Here is a 20,078-nt window from a genome sequence, read left to right on the forward strand (position 1 = left end):
TGTCCAGCAGCGATTCGCCGGTGCTCAGCTGGCTATTGCGGCGCGATCAGCGCGAAGACCTGCTTGGCCACCTGCAACATCCAGCCTGTCACGGCGGGCCCATGATCGCGAGGCCAGTTCAGCTGGAAGCTGACCACCCATGGCTGCCGGCTCTTGTCGACGGCGTACCAGCTGAATGTCAGATCACCCGGCAGGCCACCGGCTTTCGCACCGATATACGGCCACACGTTACGGTCCAGCTGGATGCCGGCCACCGCGGAGAGGATCTGCCTGACGGGCGCGGCGGGGCCGACCGCGTCGGCCTGCAGCGCCGCATGCACCCGGCAGATGTCCTCGGCGGTGCCGTACCACTCTGCACCGTAGGTCGAGGCGGGCGTGTGGGCGCGGGTCGGATCTGGTTGGTACGGAGTGGAATTCGCCTGGGCCAGCAGCCTGGCGCGGACCTGCTGGGAGCCCTGCTTCCATTGGTCGCGCAGATCCGGTTGGCCCCAGCCGACGGAGAACAGCTCGTACATCGTCGGGAACGGTGTCATGCTTGCCGGGTCGTGATGGCCGGCAGTGGCGAGCGCTTCCTCGATGGCGTGCGTGCCCAGCCGCCCAATCAGCAGGTCGGTGGCCATGTTGTCGCTGGTGGCGATCATCTTCTCGGCGGCCGTGCGCACCGAAACATGCGCTCCGGCAGGCAATTCCAGGCCCGACGAGCCCACCGCGCGGCTCTTGTCGGTGACCGTGAGCTGATCGTCCCACGACGCCGTCCCGGCCCTGACGGCGCCGGCCACCGCGTGCAGCACGTATAACTTGAAAATCGATGCCAGCGGGAGCGATTCGCCGGTGTTGGTGCCCGCCACCGGGTTGCAGTGGCCGTTTTCGACCCTGGCGACCTGGTAGGAGTAGCGGGCGCCGGTCTTGCTCAGCACGGCGTCGACGTCGTGCCACGAGTTGACCTTCGGCGCCTGGGTGTCGACGTCGAACCGGTCGACCCGGCCCTCGTCGTCGGTGTGTATCCGGATGTCTTGGCGCGCGCCATAGGAGGTGACCAGGTGCAGGGTGGCCACGCTGGCGCTGATGTCGACGCCGTCGAGGGTGAACGGACGATCCCACCAGAGCCCCTCCATGGTGGTCTCGACCGGGTCGACCTTGTCGGGCGCGGCGAGGGTGCGAACCCCGACCGGGCCGATGGGCCAGTCCGAGTTCAGCATGTCCAGGGTCTGCTGGGCCCGGATGCCGGGCGGCGTCCGGGTGTCGATCTGCCGGCCCGGGTTGGCGGCATTGGCGTGCGGCGCAGGGGAGGGCGCGCAGCCCGGCGCCAGCGTCACGACCAGAGCTGCGGCGGCGCCCAACGCCGCCACGCGGCGCCGCGTCGATCGCCCGCTAACCACCCTGCTTGTTGCCGGCAACGTCCATCACGACCTCGAATTCCAGCAGCGACGCCCCGGTCGCCACCGGATTGGCCCGCTCGCCGGCATGGGCCTCGATGGCGGGTCCCTTCGCCCACGCCTGGAAGGCTTCTTCGGACTCCCACTGCGTCACCACGAAGTAGCGGTTCTCGCCCTTGATGGGGCGCAGCAGCTGGAAGCCGAGGAAGCCGGGTTGCCTATCGACCGCGTGCGCGCGGTGGGCGAACCGCTTCTCCAGTTCGGGGCCGGCGTCCGCGGGCACCTCGATTGCGTTGATCTTCACCACTTGCGCCATCCCGCCAGGCTACCGCGCGGCTCCCTCTGTCCAACCGTCGGGCGGGCCACGCAAGATGGTGGTGTGCCCAGCGATCTGTTGACCTGCCACGGCGGCCGGGGCGAACCGTTGGTGCTGGTGCACGGCCTGATGGGCCGCGGCTCCACCTGGTCGCGGCAGCTGCCGTGGCTGGCCCGGTTGGGCACCGTCTACACCTACGACGCCCCGTGGCACCGGGGACGAGACGTCGACGATCCACACCCGATCAGCACCGAACGCTTCGTGGCCGACCTGGCCGACGCGGTGGGCGCCTTGGGGGGGCCGGCCAGGCTGGTCGGGCACTCGATGGGAGCGCTGCACTCGTGGTGCCTGGCCGCCGAGCGCCCGGACCTGGTTTCGGCGCTGGTGCTCGAGGACATGGCTCCGGACTTCCGGGGCCGCACCACCGGGCCGTGGGAGCCGTGGCTGCACGCACTCCCGGTCGAGTTCGATTCAGCCGAGCAGGTTTTCGACGAATTCGGGCCCGTCGCCGGGCGGTATTTCCTGGAGGCGTTCGACCGCACCGAAGTCGGGTGGCGGTTGCACGGGCACACCTCGCGATGGATCGAGATCGCCGCCGAATGGGGCACCCGGGACTACTGGGCGCACTGGACGGCCGTGCGGGCCCCGGCGCTGCTCATCGAGGCGGGCAACTCCGTCACCCCGCCGGGCCAGATGCGTGCGATGACCGAAACTGATTCGCCCACAAACTATTTGGGCGTCCCGCAGGCAGGCCACCTCGTTCACGACGAAGCACCACAGGTCTACCGCGAGGCGGTGGAATCCTTCCTGGCGGCTACCGCCGCCCGGTGAGCCCGAACGCGGTGCGCAGCGCCACCGCCATCAGCGTGTTGGTCGGGTTCTGGCAGCCCGAGGTGACGAACACGCTGCCGTCGGCGACGTAGACGTTGTCCATCTGGTGCATCCGCCCGTTCGGGTCGACGACGCTCGTCGCCGGGGACGGGCCCATCTGCATCCCGCCCATCACGTGCTTGGTGTTCGGCGGGGTTCCGCCGCCCAGCTTCCGTTCCAGGCCGTCGGGTATCGCGGCGAACAGCGTCGCGCCGGCCGCCGCCATCATCGCGGTGATGGGCACCAGGTAGAACGTTTGCGCGACCGCCTCGTGCCTGCCGGGCGCCCAGGTCACGCGGGCCACGGGCTGGCCGTTGAGGTCGGTGACCGTCGGGTCGAGGGTGACGTTGTTGGTCAGGTAGGGCAGGTCGGTGCCGATGAAGTTGACGCCGGCGAGCCGGTCGCGCAGCAGCGAGGCGCGCATCAGGTCCTTGAACGGGCTGCCGAACAGCTGCACCCCCGGCAGGAATCCCAGGATCTCCTGGTAGAACTTGCCCTCCGTGATCGGGTCCTGGCTCCCGCCCAGCTCGCACAGCCCGCCCCGGATGTAGGGCAGCCCGGCCAGTTTCGCCGCGAGCCGGGCTCCCGGGAAGTTGGGGTCGCAGAAATCCTCCATGCACTGTGTGATCGAGCGGCCGCGGTAGGCGTGCACCCGCTGGTCGAGGTAGATGCCGAACCCGTCGACGAAGTTGTGGAACATCAGCCGGGCGCCGATCCGTCCGCTGGCATCGGGCAGGCCGGACAGCAGCGCCAGGCGTGACGTCTCGATCGCCGAGGCGGCCAGCACCACCAGGTCGGCGCTCTCCCCGCCGGGATTGCCCTGCGGGTCGAGATAGGAGACGCCGGTGGCGCGCCGGCCGGTGAAGTTGACTCTGGTGACGGTGGTTTCGGGGTGTAATTGCACCCGCCCGGTGCGCAGCGCCCGGCGCAGCGGCGCCAGCGCGCCCACCCGCGCCGAGATCGGGCAGCCGTAATTGCTGCAGAACCCGCAGTTGTTGCACGCCGGGCGGCCGTCGTAGTCGACCGAATTGATCGCGGTCGGGAACGGATACGGGTGCAGCCCAATGCGCTTGGCTCCCTTGGCGATGAGCGTGGACGAGCGCTGCTGCGGCCCCGGCGGCATCGCGTACTGCTGCGTGCGCGGCGCGTGCTTGACGGAGAGCGCGGGTATCGCCCGGACATCTCCCTGCGTGCCGAGCAGGGTTTCGATCGCGTCGTAGTACGGGGCGATCTCGCCATATTCGAACGGCCAATCCTGCACGTCCGCGCCGGGCTGCGGGCCAAGCATCGACAGCCCCTTGAAGTCGATGTCCCAGAACCGTGGGACCTTCGCGTCCCAGTGCGTCGTGCCGCCGCCGACGGTCACGGGCAGTTCGTTGACCGGGCCGACGTAGCTGGCGGCCTGGCCGGCGTTGGCGCGAAACGTGCGCGGGTAGGCCAGTGGGTCCGGCTGCTCGAAATAGCGGTACAGCGCCTTGAGTTCGTCGTTGGAGAACGTCGTTCCGAGCGGCCCCGTCCCGTCCAGGTTGGTGAAGTAGTTCGACCCCTTCTCGAAAATGACGACGTCCCAGCCGTTCTCGGCGAGCTCCATCGCCACCGTCGATCCGCCGGCGCCGGAGCCAACGATGATCGCCTTAGTGGGCGGCACTCACGCCGCCCCTTCCGCCCAGTTTGGAGACGACCCCTTCCCAGCCGTGGCGCAGGCGGTTGATGATGTCGGTGACGACGACCACGTCCCACTGGGTAGCTTCCACCTCGGCGGGGGTGTACCCGCGCGGCTGGGAGTCCCCGGGGTACTTGATGTCCTTCCAACCGACCAGGTTCGCGTTGCCGCCGTACTCGGGGACGCTGTACATCGCCTCGATGGTGTGACCGAACAGGATATTGGCGAAGGCCGCAGCCGGCCCGTGGGCCAGGATGAGGTCCTGCCGGACCGGCTGCACTGCGGTGAAGTCTCCGCCGGCCTGCTGGTCGAGCAGCGCGATGCCGCTGGTGTACTGGTTGCGAAGCTGCGTGAGCCGCTGTTGCCACCCATAGGCCTGGGCGCGGTTGAGCGGGACGAAGGTCGCCATGTAGTCCTGGGAGCCGCCGGCGCGGTTGCTCCACGGGCCGCCGGCGTGCACGTCGGCGGGCGTGACGTCGAACACCGACAGCATCCGGTCCAGGTAGTTGACCACGTTCGCCTCGTGGGCCCCGGGACTGCCGAGCTCGACAGGGCAGTCTTGCGGCCCCGGGACAAGCCGGCGGGTGGCGGCGTCGAGCACCGCGGCCTGGTGCGGCGACAGGAATCGGTAGCCGGTATCGGCGGAGGCGGCGGGTAGGGGGCCCCGCATGGCGGCGGCCAGCGGCAGCAGGCTCAGCCCGCCGAGCACCGCGCGCCGGGACACCGGCGGCAAGCGGGATCCGTCGGTGGCCTCCTCGCTGGGCACATCGGCAGGGTAAGACGCAGATATGTGTCTCACGTGGAGCGTTCGTCCGGCGGCGTGTCGGGTTTTGCGGGTGCGAGCTTTTGCGATAACGCCCCGCCGTGCGCATCGCTACACCATCTGATAAATTCTTCAACTGTTCAAACGTAGGAAGCATCGAATCTTCAGGAGATCCGGGTGTCGGAGCCGCTGTACAAGGTCAAGGCCGAGTTCTTCAAGACACTGGGGCATCCGGCGCGGATCAGGGTTCTCGAGCTTCTCGTCGCCGGCGACAAGTCGGTCGCCGAACTGTTGCCCGAGGTCGGTTTGGAATCTTCGAACCTGTCGCAGCAACTGGGCGTTTTGCGCCGGGCCGGGGTGGTGGACGCGCACCGGGACGGCAACACGATGATCTACTCGATCGCCTCACCGGACATCGCCGAACTGCTGATGGTCGCGCGCAAGGTGCTCACCGGGGTGCTCAGCGACCGGGTGGCCTTGTTGGAGGACCTGCGCGCGGGGAGCGCGCAGTAGCGCTGATGGGCTGGATTTCTAAGGCCTTCCGTGTCGGCCGGATCACCGAACGCGCGGAACCATTACCGCCGCGAACCATGAAACCGGTTGCGGGAGTGCGTGGTTCGCTTCAGATCCGGCACGTCGACGCGGGCTCCTGCAACGGGTGCGAAGTCGAGATCGCGGGCGCATTCGGGCCGGTGTATGACGCCGAGCGGTTCGGTGCGCGGCTGGTGGCCTCCCCGCGGCACGCGGACGCGCTGCTGGTCACCGGCGTCGTGACGCACAACATGGCGGGCCCGCTGCGCGCCACGATCGACGCCACGCCTCGGCCGCGTCGGGTGATCGCTTGTGGGGACTGCGCTATCAACCGGGGCGTCTTCGCCGACGCCTACGGGGTGGCCGGCGCCGTCGGTGAGCTGGTCCCGGTCGATCTGGAAATTCCGGGCTGCCCGCCGACGCCGGGCGACATCGTTGCGGCTCTCCGATCGGTGACCGGCAAGTGATCACACAATTGGCCACCCGGCCGGTCCTCGCTCCAAAAGCCCCGGGCCCCAAAGACTTCAGACCTGCGTTCGCGGGGACGCTGACGGCGCTGCTTGGCGCGGTCGGAGTATGGGTGGGCCTGCAGGCGATGTTCGGTTCGGTACCCGCGGTGGGCATCGGCTGGCTGCTTCCGCTGTCGGGGGTGCAGCTGAGCCTGGAGCCGCTGGGCGGATTCTTCATGGCGCTCACCGGCGCGGTGGCGCTCGTCGTCGGGCTGTACACGATCGGGTATGCCCGGCGGGGCCATCTGGGCAGGTTGACGCTCGCGGTGTTGCCCTTGTTCGTCGCGGCGATGCTCGTCGTAACCGCGGCGGGGTCGGTGACCACCTTTCTGTTGGCGTGGGAGCTGATGGCGGTCGCATCGCTGGTGCTGGTGCTGGCCGAACACACCCGCCCGCAGGTGCGCTCCGCCGCCCTGGTGTACGCGGTGATGACGCAGTTGGGGTTCGTCGCGATCCTGATCGGGTTGATGGTGCTTTCCGCTGCGGGGGGCGCCGACCGGCTCGCCGACCTGCACGGGATACCGGAGGGTGCGCGCACCGCGGTGTTTCTGTTGACGGTTGCGGGGTTCGGTTCCAAGGCCGGGCTCGTTCCGCTGCACGCCTGGTTGCCGCGCGCCCACCCGGAGGCGCCCAGCCCGGTGTCGGCCCTGATGAGCGCAGCGATGGTCAACCTCGGCGTCTACGGCATCTGCCGTTTCGATTTGCAGCTGCTGGGTCCGGGTCCCCGCTGGTGGGGCCTCGTCTTGATGGTGGTCGGCGGGGTTTCGGCGCTCTATGGCGTGGTGCAGGCTTCGGTGGCCACGGACCTCAAACGGCTGCTTGCCTATTCGACCACCGAGAACCTCGGGCTGATCACGTTGGCGTTGGGGGCCGCCACCCTCTTCGCCGCCGCCGGTGTGCACCGACCGGCGACGATCGCCGCGGCCGCGGCCATGCTGCACCTGATCGCGCATGCGGCGTTCAAGAGTCTCGGATTCCTGTCCGCGGGGTCGGTGCTGGCCGCTACCGGGCTGCGTGACCTCGACCGGCTGGGCGGTCTGGCTCGCCGGATGCCGGCGACCACCACCCTGTTCGGGGTCGCGGCGCTCGGCGCGTGCGGGTTGCCGCTTGGCGCCGGATTCGTCAGCGAATGGCTGCTCGTCCAGTCGCTGATCCACACCGCCTCCGAGCACGTCGCCGTTTTGGCGTTGACCACGCCGCTGGCGGTGGGCGCGGTCGCGCTCACCACCGGCCTGGGGGTCGCGGCGATGGTCAAGGCGTTCGGCATCGGATTTTTGGCGCGGCCGCGCTCCGAGCAGGCCGCCCGGGCTCTCGAGGCGCCGCGCATCATGCTGGCCGGCATGGCGCTGGCGGCGGCCGCCTGTGTGACACTGGCCGTGGCACCCTCGACCGTCGGACCCGCGCTGCGCCGGGCGGTCGCCGCGCTGCCCGCGGCCCGGGCGGTGGACTTCACCGACCTCGACCCCTCTACAGCACTCGTGCGACTGCCGGGGCTGCAGGGCTCGATCGCGCCCGGCGTGATCGCCGCCGGCCTCTGCGGGGCCGCGCTGGCCGCGGCCGCACTCGCGCGCTGGCGGCGGAGGCGGCGCCCCGAGCCCGTCACGTCGGCGCTATGGGCCTGCGGCGCAGACGATCTCACCGCACGCATGCAATATACGGCGACATCCTTCGCCGAGCCGCTGCAACGGGTCTTCGACGATGTGCTGCGTCCCGACACCGACATCGAAGTCACTCACAGCGCCGAGTCGCGCTATCTGGCCGACAAGGTCACCTACAGCACCAGAATCACCGACGCGATCGAGGAACGCTGCTACACGCCGGTGATCCGGGCGGTCTCGGCCGCGGCGGGGTTGGTCCGGCGCGCACATACCGGCAGCGTCCACCTGTATCTGGCCTACGGCGCCCTCGGTGTGCTGACCGTGCTGGTGGTCGCCCGATGAACGTCCTGTCCTACGTCGCGGGCGCGGCGCAGATCGGCGGCGTGATGGCCGGGGCGCCGCTGGTGGTCGGCCTGACCCGCCAGGTGCGCGCCCGCTGGGAGGGCCGAGTCGGTGGAGGCATCCTGCAGCCGTGGCGCGACATCGTCAAACAGCTTGGCAAGCAACAGATCACACCGCGTGGAACGACGGTGGTGTTCGCGGCCGCGCCCGCCGTCGTCGCCGGCTCGGCGTTGTCGATCGCCGCCATCGCGCCGCTGGTCGCGACCGGATCCCCTCTGGATGCCAGCGCCGACCTGTTCGCCGTGGTCGGCCTGCTGTTCGTCGGCACCGTCGCGTTGACCTTGGCGGGCATCGACACCGGCACCTCGTTCGGCGGCATGGGCGCCAGCCGGGAGATCACCATCGCCGCGCTCGTCGAACCGACGATTCTGCTGGCGGTCTTCGCCGTGTCGATGCCGGCGGGGTCGGCCAATCTCGGTGCCGTGGTGGCACACACTGTCAGTCATCCCGCACAGGTGGTGTCGTTGGCGGCGGTGCTGGCGTTCACCGCGCTGGTGATCGTCATCGTCGCCGAAACCGGGCGTCTGCCGGTGGATAACCCGGCCACCCATCTCGAGCTCACGATGGTGCACGAGGCGATGATCCTCGAATATGCCGGTCCGCGACTGGCACTGGCCGAATGGGCGGCCGGGATGCGGCTGACGGTGCTGTTGGCACTGCTGGCAAACCTGTTCGCGCCGTGGGGGATTGCCGGCGGCCACCCCGGCGCGGTGGACATTGTCGTCGGCCTCGCGGCGGTGGCGACCAAGGTTGCGATGCTCGCGGGACTGCTGGCGACCGTCGAGGTGTTCGTCGCCAAGCTGCGGCTCTTCCGCGTCCCCGAGCTGCTGGCCGGATCGTTTCTGCTGGCGCTGCTCGCGGTCGTCGCGGCCAACTTCTTTGCGGTTCCGGCATGACGTACAACGCCTTTTCGGTACTGGTCGACCTCGCCGCCGGCGGGCTGCTGCTGGCTGGGGTGCTGATCGTGTGGCGCCGCGACCTGGTCGCCATCGTCCGTCTGCTGGCCTGGCAGGGTGTCGCCCTGGCGGCCATACCGATTCTGCGCGGTGTCTATGACGGCGACGGCGCGCTCATCAGTGTCGGTGTCGCCGTGCTGGTGTTGCGGGTTTTGGTGCTGCCCCGGCTGCTAGCCCGCGCGGTCGGCGCCGAGCCGCAATGCCACCGCGAAGCCACCCCGCTGGTCAACACCGCCACGTCGCTGCTCATCACCGCCGCGCTGACGCTGGCCGCCTTCGCCACCACCGGCTCCCTGGTGAACCTGCAGCCCGGCGCCACGACGACCGCGGTCCCCGCCGCTACCGCGGTGGCGCTCGTCGCGTTGCTGGTGATGGTCACGCGGCGGCACGCGGTGTCGCAGGCCGCTGGGTTCCTGATGCTGGACAACGGAATTGCCGCCACCGCGTTCCTGCTCACGGCCGGGGTGCCGCTGATCGTCGAACTGGGTGCCTCGCTGGACGTGCTGTTCGCGGTTATCGTGATCGGCGTACTAACGGGACGGCTGTCGTCCGCCTTCGGCGGCGCCGACCTGGACGCGTTGCAGGAGTTGCACGACTGATGACCGGTTTGCTGCTCGCCGCGATCCTCACGCCCGTCGGTGCGTCGATCGCCACCCTGATCGCCGGATGGCGCAGGGCCACCGCAACACTGATCGTCTTCTCGGCGGTGGCGGTGCTCGGGTGTGGTGCGGCGCTCGGGCTGCGCGTCGGATCGGGAACGCGGTTCGCCCTCGGCGGGCTGCTGCGAGTCGACGCCCTCAACGTCACCATGCTGATCGTCATCGGAACCGTTGCCACACTGGCCACCTGGGCCAGCATCGGCTACCTCGACGCCGAACTCGTGCACGAGCACACCGACCTGCGCGGCGCGCGGGTATATGGGGCGCTGACCGCAGCCTTTCTGGCGGCGATGGTTGTGGCGGTGTGCGCCAACAACATCGGCGTCGTCTGGATCGCCATCGAAGCCACCACGGTGATCACCGCCTTCCTGGTCGGGCACCGCCGCACCCGCAGCGCGCTCGAGGCCACCTGGAAATACGTCGTGATCTGCTCGGTCGGCATCGCCATCGCCTTCCTGGGCACGGTGCTGCTGTACTACGCCGCCGAGCACGCCGGCGCGCCGGCCGCCGCCGCCCTGAACCTCGACGTGCTGACCGCGCGCGCCGGGGGGCTCAATCCCGACATCGCTCGACTTGCGGGTGGATTGCTGCTGATCGGCTACGGCGCGAAGGTCGGGTTGTTTCCATTCCACACCTGGCTGGCCGACGCCCACAGCCAGGCCCCCGCGCCGGTTTCGGCGCTGATGAGCGGGGTGCTCCTATCGGTAGCGTTCTCGGTGTTGATCCGCATCAAACCGCTCATCGACATGGCGGCCGGCCCCACGTTCATGCGGTCCGGCCTGCTGGTGATCGGGCTGGCGACGCTGTCGGTCGCGGCGCTGATGCTGACGGTGACACCGGACATCAAACGCATGCTCGCCTACTCCTCCATGGAGAACATGGGCGTGATCGCGATCGCCGCGGCCGCCGGAACCACGCTGGCGATCGCCGCGCTGCTGCTGCACGTCCTTGCTCACGGGATCGGCAAGACGGTCCTCTTCCTGGCGAGCGGCCAGCTGCAGGTCGCTCACGACTCCACCGCGATCGCCGACATCGGCGACGTGTTGCGGCGCTCCCGCCTCATCGGGGTGTCGCTGGCCGTCGGGGTGATCGTGCTGCTCGGCCTGCCCCCCTTCGCGATGTTCGCCAGCGAGCTGGCCATCGTCCGTTCCCTCGCCGACGTGCGGCTCACCTGGGTCCTCGGCGTCGGCATGCTTTTGGTCGCGGTGGCCTTCGCCGCGCTGGCGCGCAACTCGGGCCGCATCCTCCTCGGCGGCGCGGCCGGCGCACCCGAAATCACCGTCCCGCGAACGGTAGCGGCGGCCCTGCTCGTCGGCGTCGCCGCATCGATCGCCCTCGGCGTCACAGCCGGTCCGCTCACCGACTTGTTCACCGCCGCGGCAAGCGACGTCGGCATACCGCGATGAGGCGCGAGTGTCAGCGCCACAGGCTGTCCCAGTGTGGGCTGGCCGAGATGGCCGAAGACTTGCTGGACAAGGGGTTTCGTTTGGGCCTGGTGGCCGCCCACGACGACGACACCGCCTTCCGCGTTGTTTACCTGTTTCTCGCCGGCCGGCCGGATCGCCGCGTCCAGCTCGAATGCATGCTGCCCAAGGATGATCCGGCGGTTCGATCGCTGGCCTATCTGTCGTTTCCGGTTAGCCGGTTCGAGCGCGAAATGGCAGACCTGTACGGAATCCGGCCCGTCGGGCACCCGAAAGCACGCCGACTGGTGCGGCATGCCCACTGGCCCGAGGAGTGGTATCCGATGCGCGGCACGGCGTTGCCTCCACCCGAGTTCGATGGCAGCGGCCATTTCCCATTCGTCACCGTCGAGGGGCCCGGGGTGTACGAGATTCCGGTGGGCCCGGTACACGCCGGGCTGATCGAGCCCGGCCATTTTCGCTTCTCCGTCGCCGGCGAAAGCGTGTTGCGCCTCAAGGCCCGGCTGTGGTTCGTGCACCGGGGCGTGGAAAAGCTCTTCCAGGGTCAGCCGGCCGAAGGCGCCGTCGAACTGGCCGAACGCGTCAGCGGCGACACCTCCGCCGCGCACGCGCTCGCCCACTGCCTGGCCATCGAAGACGGGCTCGGGATCGACCTGCCCGACGAGGCACACCGCCTGCGGGCGCTGCTCGTCGAACTCGAACGGCTCTACAACCACGTCGCCGATCTGGGAGCGCTGGCCAACGACGTTGGGTTCGGCATGGCGCACGCACACACCCAACGCGTCCGCGAAAAACTGCTGCGACTCAACGCGAATGTCACCGGACATCGGCTGCTGCGTGGCGCCATCCGCCCCGGCGCGGTCGCGCTGCGGGCGCTGCCCGACATCACCGAACTGCGGTCCGTCGCGGCCGACGTCGCCGAGATCGCCGAACTGACCCTGCGCAACTCCCTGGTGTATGACAGATTCGCCGGGACGGCTGTCCTGCACCGGGAAGACGCGCAGGCCCTCGGCTGCCTGGGCTATGTTGCGCGCGCCAGCGGTATTCGCACCGACGCCCGACTCGAACACCCGACCACCGAACTGCCCGTGACCGAGGTCGGCGCGGCTGGGGGCGATGTGCTGGCCCGATACACGGTACGCCGCGACGAATTCGCGGCGTCCGCCGATTTGGCCTGCCATCTGATCGAATCGCACACCGGCGCAACACAATACGCCGGATACCCGACGTCGACCCCTGCGGCACGCAGCGGCATCGGCATCGTGGAAGGCTGGCGAGGCACCATCGTCCATCGCGTCGAAATCGACGCGGCCGATCGCATCACCCGCGCCAAAATCGTCGACCCGTCCTGGTTCAACTGGCCGGCGCTGCCGGTCGCGATGGCCGACACCATCGTGCCCGACTTCCCGTTGGCGAATAAGAGCTTCAACCAGTCCTACGCCGGCAATGATCTCTGAAGACGGTCCTCGACCGGCGCGTTATCCTTCGCCCAGTAGCGCGAACCGGCCATCGACCGTCCGCGTCACCAGGCCGTCGGCCAGCAACGAATCCAGCGCTCGGTCCCGCTGCGCGGTGTCGGTCAACCACGCCACGTCCAGCTCTGCCCGGGTGACCGGGGAGTCGTTGGCGCGCAAGACATCCAGCAACCGTCCGCGGACCTGACGGTCGGTGCCTGCATAGGTCTGTGCCCGGCGGCCCGGCCCCTGCGCGGGAGGGCAACCCGCTCGCCGCCACGCGCACCCGTCAAGCGGGCACAGCCCGCATCGCGGAGCCCGGGAGGTGCACACGATCGCGCCCAGTTCCATCAACGCCATCGAAAACTGCGGCGCCCATTCGTCTTCCGGCAGCAGAGCGGATACGTCGGCGTGGTCGCGCGCCGCCGAAGGTGTACCGGCGTCGGCCACACCGTGCACCGCGCGGGCCACCACCCGGCGCACGTTGGTGTCCACCACCGGTACCGCGCGGCGGTGCGCGAAGCAGGCGATCGCCCGTGCGGTGTAGCTGCCGACGCCCGGCAACGTCATGAGGACGTCGACATCGTCGGGAACCACGTCGTCGTGGTCGCGCGCGATCACCGTGGCGCACTCGTGCAATCGCTTTGCCCGTCTCGGATAGCCCAGCTTGCCCCAGGCGCGCAGCACATCGGCGGCACTGGCTGCGGCGGTGGCCGACGGGGTCGGCCAACGTCGGACCCAGTCCGGCCAGATCGGCAGCACTCGCGCCACCGGCGTCTGTTGCAACATGAACTCGCTGACCAGGATCTGCCACGGGCTGACATCCGGCCCTCGCCAGGGCAAGTCGCGGCGCGACCGGCCGTACCAGTCGATGAGTTCGTTCGGGGGGACGTTCATGTGCCTGTGCGGCATGATGTGTGCCATGCCAAACACCAGCCCGGTAACAGCGTGGAAAGCACTCAAAGAGGGTAACGAGCGATTCGTCGCGGGCCACCCCGAGCATCCGAGTCAGAGCGTCGACCATCGGGCCAGCCTTGCCGCGGGTCAAAAACCCACCGCGGTGGTGTTCGGCTGCGCGGACAGCCGGGTGGCCGCCGAACTGATCTTCGACCAGGGTTTGGGTGACATGTTCGTGGTTCGCACCGCTGGGCAGGTCATCGACTCGGCGGTGCTGGGCTCCATCGAGTTCGCGGTGACGGTGCTGGACGTGCCACTCGTCGTCGTCCTCGGCCACGACAGCTGCGGTGCCGTCAAGGCGGCGCTGGCGGCGATCCAGGACGGCGCGATACCGGGCGGTTTCGTGCGCGACGTGGTGGAGCGGGTCGCGCCGTCGATCCTGATGGGGCGCCGCGACGGCCTGAGCCGTGTCGACGAATTCGAGGAACGGCACGTGCGCGAGACGCTGGCGCAACTCATGGCGCGCTCGTCGGCCATCGCGGAGCGGGTGTCCGCGGGCACGCTGGCGATCGCGGGGGTCACCTATCACCTCGCCGACGGGCGCGCCGCACTGGTCGACCACTTCGGCGACATAGGAGAGTAGAGGGCCGAATTTCGGTGGATAGCCGCCGATTTTCCCCCGCCACTAACACGGCGGTCGGCCAGCAAACAGGGCGACACGCCGACGCGGATCGGACAAATCCGCGTGACCTGGGCCTACGGTGTGATCGTGCTGGATCTGGAACCGCGTGGCCCGCTACCCACCGAGATCTATTGGCGGCGCAGGGGCCTGGCCCTGGGCCTCGCGGTCGTCGTGGTCGGGGTCGTGGCGGCCATCGTCGTCGCGTTCATGGGCAACAAGGCGGGCGCCAAGCCCGCGAGCGCCGATAAGGCCAACTCCGCTCAAAGCAAGCCGGCCGCGCCCCCGAGCCAGGCGCCGCCTCCGGCGGGGCAGGAGGGCGGCACCCCGGTGGCGCCGCCGCAGGGGCAGAACCCCGAGTCGCCCACCCCCACCGCCGCGGTGCAGCCGCCGCCGGTGCTGAAGGAGGGCGATGACTGCCCCGATTCGACGCTGGGCGTCAAGGGCCTGACCAACGCGCCCCAGTACTTCATCGGCGACCAGCCGAAGTTCACCATGGTCGTCACCAACATCGGGCTGGTGTCCTGCAAACGCGACGTGGGGGCCGCGGTGCTCGCCGCCTACGTTTACTCGCTGGACAACAAGCGGCTGTGGTCCAACCTGGACTGCGCGCCGTCCAACGAGACCCTGATCAAGACCTTCACGCCCGGCGAGCAGGTGACGACGGCGGTGACCTGGACGGGCATGGGGTCCGCGCCGCACTGCCCGCTGCCGCGGCCGGCGATCGGGCCGGGCACCTACAACCTCGTCGTGCAGCTGGGCAACCTGCGCTCGCAGGCGGTCCCGTTCGTCATGAACCAGCCGCCCCCGCCGCCGGGGCCCGTACCGGGTCAGCCGGCGCTCGCGCCGCCGCCGGAGGCACCGCCGGGTGTCGCCCCGGCCCCCGTTCCAGCGGGCTGATCGCGTTCAGCTGAGCGGATCGGCGATCGTCGATTCCGCCAGTTGCGACAACCCCTCCCGCACGTGGCGGGCCCACATTCCCCCGATGCCATCCACCGACTCCAGGTCGTTGGCGCTGGCCGCCAGCAGGCCTTGCAGCGTTCCGAATGTCCGGACCAGCAGATCCACGTGCGCGAACTGCAGCCGGGGGATGCCGGCCATCGCCCGATAGCCGCGCGGGCTCAGCGCCGAGTCCTGCGCCTCCGCCGTCGTCGGGTATCCGAAAACCTTTGCCAGCGACGTGAAGTCGAGCAGTTCGGTGTCCGACAGGGCGTCCAGCTCGTTCAACGTTGCGGTCATTTGCGCTTCGGGCAACGGCTCGGGGCTGGCGTGATAGTCGCGCACGATCAGTTCGCGGGCGATATCGTTGCCGCCCAACAGCTCTTCGAGTTGCAGCCGCAACTGGCGCCCGTCGGTGCCGAGTTCGACGCAGTCGTAGTCGATCGCCAGCCCGATGCGCCGGACCAACTCGAGCCGCTGCACCACCGTCATCACGTCGCGCAGCGTGACGAAGTCCTCGATCTCGGCCCGGGACAGCTGCCTGCTGACCTCGTCGAGCCGCATTTTGTACCGCTCCAGGGTGGCGATGGCCTGGTTGGCCCGCGACAGGATTGTCGCGGAATCGGCCACCACGTGGCGCTCGCCGGCGACGTAGACGGTGACGATGTTCATCGAGTGGCTGACCGAGATCACCGGGTGGCCGGTTTGGATCGCGGCCCGCTCCGCCGATCGGTGGCGGGTGCCCGACTCGTCGGTGGGTATCGACGGATCCGGGACCAACTGGACGTTGGCGCGCACGATGCGGCTGCCGTCGGTGGACAGGATGACGGCGCCGTCCATCTTGGCCAGCTCGCGCAGCCGTGTCGGCGCGTACCGGACGTCGAGGGCGAAGCCGCCGTCGCAGATGGCCTCGACATTCTCGTCGTTGCCGAGCACGATCAACGCCCCGGTGCGGCCGCGCAGGATGCGCTCCAGGCCGTCCCGCAGCCCGGTGCCCGGCGCCAGGCGGGCGACGGTCTCACGCAGTGTCGGACGGGTCACAGCGTGTCATTGTGCGGCCCCGGTGCGTTGTGAGTCCAGCCATTGCGGTGGTCGGCGATGGCTTTCATGTGCTGCAGCGCCGCGCCGATGGTCGGTGCCCGCAGCGCCCGCATCCCGCTCGGCACTATCTCGCGCCGCGGGTCATCCCCGTCCGGGATGAGCGCGATGTTGAAGCCCTGGCGTGCGGCTTCGGCCAGCCGCCGTTCCATGCCGGCGACCCGGCGCAAATCGCCCGCCAACCCCACCTCGCCGATCATCACCGCGGTGGTGGGCAGCGGCAGGTCGGCGTACGCCGAGGCCAGCGCCGTGGCGACGGCGAGATCGGACGACGGGTCGGTCAACCGCATGCCGCCCACGGTCGACAGATAGATGTCGTTGCCGGCGATGTTCAGCCGGGCGTGCTTTTCCAGCACGGCGGTGATCATCGCGGCGCGGGCGTGGTCGATGCCGCTGACGGCCCGGCGCGGCGAGCCGCCGGACGTACTCGCCAGCAGCGCCTGCACCTCGCCGATCAGCGGCCGCTTCCCGTCCAGGGTCACCGTGATCGCGGTGCCGGCGACCGGCGCCGGCCGCTGATCCAGGAAGAGGTGCGACGCGTCGGCGACGCCCTCGATTCCGTTGTCGTGCAGCATGAAACAACCGACCTCGTCGGCCGCGCCGAACCGGTTTTTGATCCCGCGGACCATCCGCAGCGTGCCGTTGCGGTCGCCCTCGAAGTGCAGCACCACATCGACGAGGTGTTCCAGGGAGCGCGGCCCGGCGATGGCGCCGTCCTTGGTGACGTGGCCGACCAGGATCATCGCGACGCCGTTGGCCTTGGCGGCCGCGGTCAGCGCCGCGGTGACCGCGCGCACCTGCGTGACCCCACCTGGGACGCCGTCGACCTCGGTGGTGGACATGGTCTGCACCGAGTCCACGATCACCAGCGCGGGCCGGACCGTCGCGATGTGTTCGAGCACCGTGTGCACGTCGGAGTCGGCGGCCAGGTACACGTCGTCACCGCCGCAGCCGGTCCGGTCGGCGCGCAGCCGGATCTGGCCGGCGGACTCCTCACCGGAGATGTACAGCGCCCGCCGGCCCGACTGCGCCCAGCGGTGGGCGACCTTGAGCAACAACGTCGACTTGCCCACGCCGGGATCGCCGGCCAGCAGCGTGACCGAGCCCGGCACCACGCCGCCGCCCAGCACCCGGTCCAGTTCGCCGATGCCCGTCGAGCGATGCCGGCTGATGTTCGGCTCTATGGAACTGATCGGGACGGCCGGCGACGCCGGGGCCGACGGCGGGCCCGCGCGGCGCCCGGCGCCTCCGACGGCGGCCAGTACCGGCACCTCGTCGACGGTGCCCCAGGTGCCGCACTCCAGGCAGCGGCCAACCCACTTGGCCGTGACGTGTTGGCATTCCGAGCAGCGGTATTGCGAGCGCGCATGTGCCACGTCATGACGGTATCGGGCGGCTACGACAAGCCCGGTGTGACAGGCCGGGGCCGGCCCCCGCTAGACCTTCTGCGGGCCCAATCCGGCCGAAATCGGCACCATCACGCTGGCCTGCCCGGCCTTCTCGAAGTTGAACGTGAAGTTGTAGTCCAGGCCGTTGCTGATGGGCTTGGCCAAGGCGACGGTCGCGTTGACCGCGTTGTTGGGCTCGAGCGGACCGGGGGCCACGTTCTGGCCTTCGGGCTTGCCGATGAACAGCATCCCGCCGGCGGGCAGCCGGCCATCGCCGGTGATCGTGACCGCGCCGATGTCGCTGGTGATGCTCACCAGCCGGTCGGCGACATCCGGCGACTGGTTGACGGCAACCGCCACCAGGTCCACCGTCCGCCCCGGCTGGAGGTAGTCACCGGTCTGCACGGCCTGCATGCGGACGTCGCGCAGCGCGACGTTGTTGATGGTGACCCGGTTGCCGTTGACGGCGGGCTCCTGCGTGGCCATTTGCGAGATCTGACCGGCTCCGCAACCGCTGAGCAGGGCGGCGACCAGGGCGACCAGACCGACGACGGCGAAGCGGTTCACTCAATGCCTCCTGCTCGGCGCGCCCATGACGACGCACCATTTCGGCGGTTCGACTATGCAACTATGCACAGTAGTAGGAAGGTCTTGCCGGCGGTAGCGCAGGGCGCCAGACCTGCGCGGCAACGCCGCGGGTGGGGTGCTTGCTCGGGTCGAATCGGGACAAGCGTAATGTGACCCCTTGCACGTCTTGCTTCGCCTGTCAACCCCTAATCCGCGCGCGATGTGCCCCTGACCTGCACCGTTGTTCCGCAAGCCTTGGCCCGCCGTGTTAGACTGAAGTAACGAAAGGGGCTCGAATCAGATGATCTTCAAGGTCGGCGACACCGTTGTCTATCCACACCACGGTGCTGCGTTAGTCGAGGCGATCGAAACCCGCACCATCAAAGGGGAACAAAAAGAGTATCTCGTCTTGAAAGTGGCGCAGGGAGACCTGACCGTTCGAGTGCCCGCCGACAACGCCGAGTACGTCGGTGTCCGCGACGTCGTCGGGCAGGAGGGCCTTGACAAGGTGTTTCAGGTGCTGCGCGCCCCGCACACGGAAGAGCCGACGAACTGGTCCCGCCGCTACAAGGCCAACCTGGAAAAGCTCGCCTCCGGCGATGTCAACAAGGTGGCCGAGGTAGTGCGCGACCTGTGGCGCCGTGACCAGGAGCGAGGCCTGTCCGCCGGCGAGAAGCGGATGCTGGCCAAGGCCCGCCAGATCCTTGTCGGCGAGTTGGCGCTGGCCGAGAGCACCGACGACGCCAAGGCGGAGACCATTCTCGACGAGGTGCTGGCCGCCGCTTCCTGAAGGCCCTGAGGTTTCGGTGGTTGCGGAGACCGGCACCTCGGGCAAAGTCATTGCGGTCGTTCCGGCCGCGGGTTCGGGCGAGCGGCTGGCCGCAGGCGTCCCGAAAGCGTTCTGTGAACTCGACGACCGCACCCTGCTCGAATGTGCCGTCGCCGGGCTGCGGGAGTCCGGGGTCGTCGACCGCGTCGTGGTGGCGGTCCCCGGCGACCGCATCGAACAGGCCGAGCGACTCCTGGGTGACCAAGCCACCGTCGTCGCCGGCGGGGCCGACCGGGTGGAATCGGTGCGCCGGGCCCTGTCCGCGCTGCCCGGGTTGCCCGCGTCGGCGGATTTCGTGCTCGTCCATGACGCCGCCCGCGCGCTGACGCCGCCCGCGCTGATCGTGCGGGTGGTCGACGCGTTGCGGTCCGGGCACGCCGCCGTCGTGCCCGCGCTGCCCCTGTCTGACACCATCAAGGCCGTGGATGCCAACGGGGTGGTCCTGGGCACACCGGAGCGGGCCGGCCTGCGCGCGGTGCAGACGCCGCAGGGCTTCGCCAGCGACTTGCTGCTGCGCGCCTACGAACGGGCCGGCACCGCCCATTTCACCGACGATGCGTCCCTCGTCGAGCACGTCGGCGGCCGGGTGCAGGTGGTCGACGGCGACCCGCTGGCGTTCAAGATCACCACCCGGCTCGATCTGGTGCTGGCACAAGCGATCGTGCGCGGGTGAGCGAGCTACTTCCCAGGGTCGGACTGGGCACCGACGTGCACCCGATCCAATCGGGGCGTCCCTGCTGGCTGGTCGGCCTGCTGTTTCCCGGCGCCGACGGCTGCGCGGGGCACTCCGACGGCGACGTGGGGGCGCACGCGCTGTGCGACGCCCTGCTGTCTGCCGCCGGGCTGGGCGATATCGGCGCCATCTTCGGGGTCGACGACCCCCGGTGGGAGGGCGTCAGCGGCGCCGAGATGCTGCGCCACGTCGTCGACCTGATCTCGGGGCACGGCTACCGCGTCGGCAACGCCGCCGTCCAGGTGATCGGCAACCGGCCGAAGGTGGGTCCGCGCCGCGCTGAGGCGCAGGGGGTCCTGTCCGATCTGCTGGGGGCGCCGGTGTCTGTGTCGGCGACGACCACCGACGGCCTGGGCCTGACTGGGCGGGGCGAGGGATTGGCGGCTATCGCTACCGCGCTGGTGTTCCCCACCGGCTGAGCCGAGCG

General features: G+C 69.5%; 21 protein-coding genes. 13 read left to right on the forward strand and 8 right to left on the reverse strand.

Annotated elements, in window-relative coordinates:
• Positions 1 to 32 precede the first annotated feature (32 nt).
• Together VMD50_RS19545 and mhuD are read right to left on the reverse strand one after the other, a co-directional pair.
• A complete protein-coding gene (locus VMD50_RS19545; protein WP_325429777.1) occupies positions 33 to 1,397 on the reverse strand; it encodes a serine hydrolase in 1,365 nt (454 codons plus the stop codon).
• Entirely contained in the window at positions 1,372 to 1,692 is a 321-nt protein-coding gene (mhuD, locus tag VMD50_RS19550; protein WP_325429779.1) for a mycobilin-forming heme oxygenase MhuD, read from the reverse strand. The genes VMD50_RS19545 and mhuD overlap by 26 nt, the downstream gene beginning before the upstream one ends.
• 63 nt (positions 1,693 to 1,755) lie before the next feature.
• Between mhuD and VMD50_RS19555 the strand changes: the two genes are divergently transcribed.
• Positions 1,756 to 2,523: an alpha/beta fold hydrolase gene (locus VMD50_RS19555; RefSeq protein ID WP_325429781.1), complete on the forward strand. Its 768-nt coding sequence runs from the start codon at positions 1,756 to 1,758 to the stop codon at positions 2,521 to 2,523.
• Here VMD50_RS19555 and VMD50_RS19560 read toward each other — a convergent pair.
• On the reverse strand, positions 2,507 to 4,210 hold the full coding sequence (locus VMD50_RS19560; protein WP_325429783.1) for a GMC family oxidoreductase: 1,704 nt from the start codon (positions 4,208 to 4,210) through the stop codon (positions 2,507 to 2,509). The genes VMD50_RS19555 and VMD50_RS19560 overlap by 17 nt on opposite strands.
• Complete coding sequence (locus tag VMD50_RS19565; RefSeq protein WP_325429785.1) at positions 4,197 to 4,991, reverse strand: gluconate 2-dehydrogenase subunit 3 family protein; 795 nt, start codon at positions 4,989 to 4,991, stop codon at positions 4,197 to 4,199. The genes VMD50_RS19560 and VMD50_RS19565 overlap by 14 nt, the downstream gene beginning before the upstream one ends.
• Before the next feature lie 174 nt (positions 4,992 to 5,165).
• On the opposite strand from VMD50_RS19565, the gene VMD50_RS19570 reads away from it, so the two are divergent.
• From VMD50_RS19570 to VMD50_RS19600, 7 genes are all read left to right on the forward strand, one after another.
• Positions 5,166 to 5,501 (forward strand): lsr2/espR transcriptional regulator, encoded by a 336-nt coding sequence (locus VMD50_RS19570; protein ID WP_325429787.1) that lies wholly within the window; start codon positions 5,166 to 5,168, stop codon positions 5,499 to 5,501.
• 5 nt (positions 5,502 to 5,506) lie between these two features.
• On the forward strand, positions 5,507 to 5,986 hold the full coding sequence (locus tag VMD50_RS19575; protein WP_325429789.1) for an NADH-quinone oxidoreductase subunit B family protein: 480 nt from the start codon (positions 5,507 to 5,509) through the stop codon (positions 5,984 to 5,986).
• A gap of 80 nt (positions 5,987 to 6,066) precedes the next feature.
• The gene (locus VMD50_RS19580; RefSeq protein WP_325429866.1) at positions 6,067 to 7,968 is read left to right on the forward strand and encodes a proton-conducting transporter transmembrane domain-containing protein; all 1,902 of its coding nucleotides are present in this window, start codon (positions 6,067 to 6,069) and stop codon (positions 7,966 to 7,968) included.
• A 5-nt stretch (positions 7,969 to 7,973) separates the two neighbouring features.
• Positions 7,974 to 8,924 carry a respiratory chain complex I subunit 1 family protein gene (locus tag VMD50_RS19585; protein ID WP_325429868.1) on the forward strand — a complete coding sequence of 317 codons (951 nt, stop codon included), beginning with the start codon at positions 7,974 to 7,976 and terminating at the stop codon, positions 8,922 to 8,924.
• On the forward strand, positions 8,921 to 9,583 hold the full coding sequence (locus VMD50_RS19590) for a hypothetical protein (RefSeq protein WP_325429791.1): 663 nt from the start codon (positions 8,921 to 8,923) through the stop codon (positions 9,581 to 9,583). The genes VMD50_RS19585 and VMD50_RS19590 overlap by 4 nt, the downstream gene beginning before the upstream one ends.
• A complete protein-coding gene (locus VMD50_RS19595; RefSeq protein ID WP_325429793.1) occupies positions 9,583 to 11,049 on the forward strand; it encodes a proton-conducting transporter transmembrane domain-containing protein in 1,467 nt (488 codons plus the stop codon). Before VMD50_RS19590 ends, VMD50_RS19595 begins: the two co-directional genes overlap by 1 nt.
• The gene (locus tag VMD50_RS19600; RefSeq protein ID WP_325429795.1) at positions 11,046 to 12,524 is read left to right on the forward strand and encodes a hydrogenase large subunit; all 1,479 of its coding nucleotides are present in this window, start codon (positions 11,046 to 11,048) and stop codon (positions 12,522 to 12,524) included. The genes VMD50_RS19595 and VMD50_RS19600 overlap by 4 nt, the downstream gene beginning before the upstream one ends.
• A gap of 21 nt (positions 12,525 to 12,545) precedes the next feature.
• Here VMD50_RS19600 and VMD50_RS19605 read toward each other — a convergent pair whose 3' ends face one another.
• Positions 12,546 to 13,445: an HhH-GPD family protein gene (locus tag VMD50_RS19605; protein ID WP_325429797.1), complete on the reverse strand. Its 900-nt coding sequence runs from the start codon at positions 13,443 to 13,445 to the stop codon at positions 12,546 to 12,548.
• Between VMD50_RS19605 and VMD50_RS19610 the strand changes: the two genes are divergently transcribed.
• A complete protein-coding gene (locus VMD50_RS19610; protein ID WP_325429799.1) occupies positions 13,444 to 14,061 on the forward strand; it encodes a carbonic anhydrase in 618 nt (205 codons plus the stop codon). The two genes, VMD50_RS19605 and VMD50_RS19610, sit on opposite strands and share 2 nt — an antisense overlap.
• Before the next feature lie 126 nt (positions 14,062 to 14,187).
• Positions 14,188 to 14,997 carry a hypothetical protein gene (locus tag VMD50_RS19615; RefSeq protein WP_325429801.1) on the forward strand — a complete coding sequence of 270 codons (810 nt, stop codon included), beginning with the start codon at positions 14,188 to 14,190 and terminating at the stop codon, positions 14,995 to 14,997.
• Positions 14,998 to 15,003: 6 nt separating this feature from the next.
• Here the strand turns inward: VMD50_RS19615 and disA are convergent, their stop codons facing one another.
• The 3 genes from disA to VMD50_RS19630 are packed head-to-tail and all read right to left on the reverse strand — an operon-like array spanning position 15,004 to position 18,089.
• The gene (gene disA, locus VMD50_RS19620) at positions 15,004 to 16,077 is read right to left on the reverse strand and encodes a DNA integrity scanning diadenylate cyclase DisA (protein ID WP_325429803.1); all 1,074 of its coding nucleotides are present in this window, start codon (positions 16,075 to 16,077) and stop codon (positions 15,004 to 15,006) included.
• The gene (radA, locus tag VMD50_RS19625; protein ID WP_325429805.1) at positions 16,074 to 17,510 is read right to left on the reverse strand and encodes a DNA repair protein RadA; all 1,437 of its coding nucleotides are present in this window, start codon (positions 17,508 to 17,510) and stop codon (positions 16,074 to 16,076) included. The genes disA and radA overlap by 4 nt, the downstream gene beginning before the upstream one ends.
• 60 nt (positions 17,511 to 17,570) lie before the next feature.
• Positions 17,571 to 18,089 (reverse strand): copper chaperone PCu(A)C domain-containing protein, encoded by a 519-nt coding sequence (locus tag VMD50_RS19630; protein ID WP_325429807.1) that lies wholly within the window; start codon positions 18,087 to 18,089, stop codon positions 17,571 to 17,573.
• Positions 18,090 to 18,390: 301 nt separating this feature from the next.
• Here VMD50_RS19630 and carD point away from each other — a divergent pair, with 301 nt between their 5' ends.
• The 3 genes from carD to ispF are packed head-to-tail and all read left to right on the forward strand — an operon-like array spanning position 18,391 to position 20,070.
• On the forward strand, positions 18,391 to 18,879 hold the full coding sequence (gene carD, locus VMD50_RS19635; RefSeq protein WP_007166539.1) for an RNA polymerase-binding transcription factor CarD: 489 nt from the start codon (positions 18,391 to 18,393) through the stop codon (positions 18,877 to 18,879).
• A gap of 16 nt (positions 18,880 to 18,895) precedes the next feature.
• Positions 18,896 to 19,591, forward strand: coding sequence for a 2-C-methyl-D-erythritol 4-phosphate cytidylyltransferase (gene ispD / locus VMD50_RS19640; RefSeq protein ID WP_325429809.1), 696 nt, complete (start codon positions 18,896 to 18,898; stop codon positions 19,589 to 19,591).
• Positions 19,588 to 20,070, forward strand: a complete 483-nt coding sequence (gene ispF, locus VMD50_RS19645) for a 2-C-methyl-D-erythritol 2,4-cyclodiphosphate synthase (RefSeq protein WP_325429811.1) — start codon at positions 19,588 to 19,590, stop codon at positions 20,068 to 20,070. Before ispD ends, ispF begins: the two co-directional genes overlap by 4 nt.
• Positions 20,071 to 20,078: the final 8 nt, after the last annotated feature.

This window comes from Mycobacterium sp., assembly GCF_035506235.1.
GTDB lineage: Bacteria > Actinomycetota > Actinomycetes > Mycobacteriales > Mycobacteriaceae > Mycobacterium.

Bases quoted from the DNA above. Each gene is read 5' to 3' on its own strand.
- mhuD (WP_325429779.1), bottom strand. From the start codon at position 1,692: ATGGCGCAAGTGGTGAAGATCAACGCAATCGAGGTGCCCGCGGACGCC.
- VMD50_RS19575 (WP_325429789.1), top strand. From the start codon at position 5,507: ATGGGCTGGATTTCTAAGGCCTTCCGTGTCGGCCGGATCACCGAACGC.
- VMD50_RS19590 (WP_325429791.1), top strand. From the start codon at position 8,921: ATGACGTACAACGCCTTTTCGGTACTGGTCGACCTCGCCGCCGGCGGG.
- VMD50_RS19595 (WP_325429793.1), top strand. From the start codon at position 9,583: ATGACCGGTTTGCTGCTCGCCGCGATCCTCACGCCCGTCGGTGCGTCG.
- VMD50_RS19600 (WP_325429795.1), top strand. From the start codon at position 11,046: ATGAGGCGCGAGTGTCAGCGCCACAGGCTGTCCCAGTGTGGGCTGGCC.
- VMD50_RS19610 (WP_325429799.1), top strand. From the start codon at position 13,444: ATGCCAAACACCAGCCCGGTAACAGCGTGGAAAGCACTCAAAGAGGGT.
- VMD50_RS19605 (WP_325429797.1), bottom strand. From the start codon at position 13,445: ATGGCACACATCATGCCGCACAGGCACATGAACGTCCCCCCGAACGAA.
- carD (WP_007166539.1), top strand. From the start codon at position 18,391: ATGATCTTCAAGGTCGGCGACACCGTTGTCTATCCACACCACGGTGCT.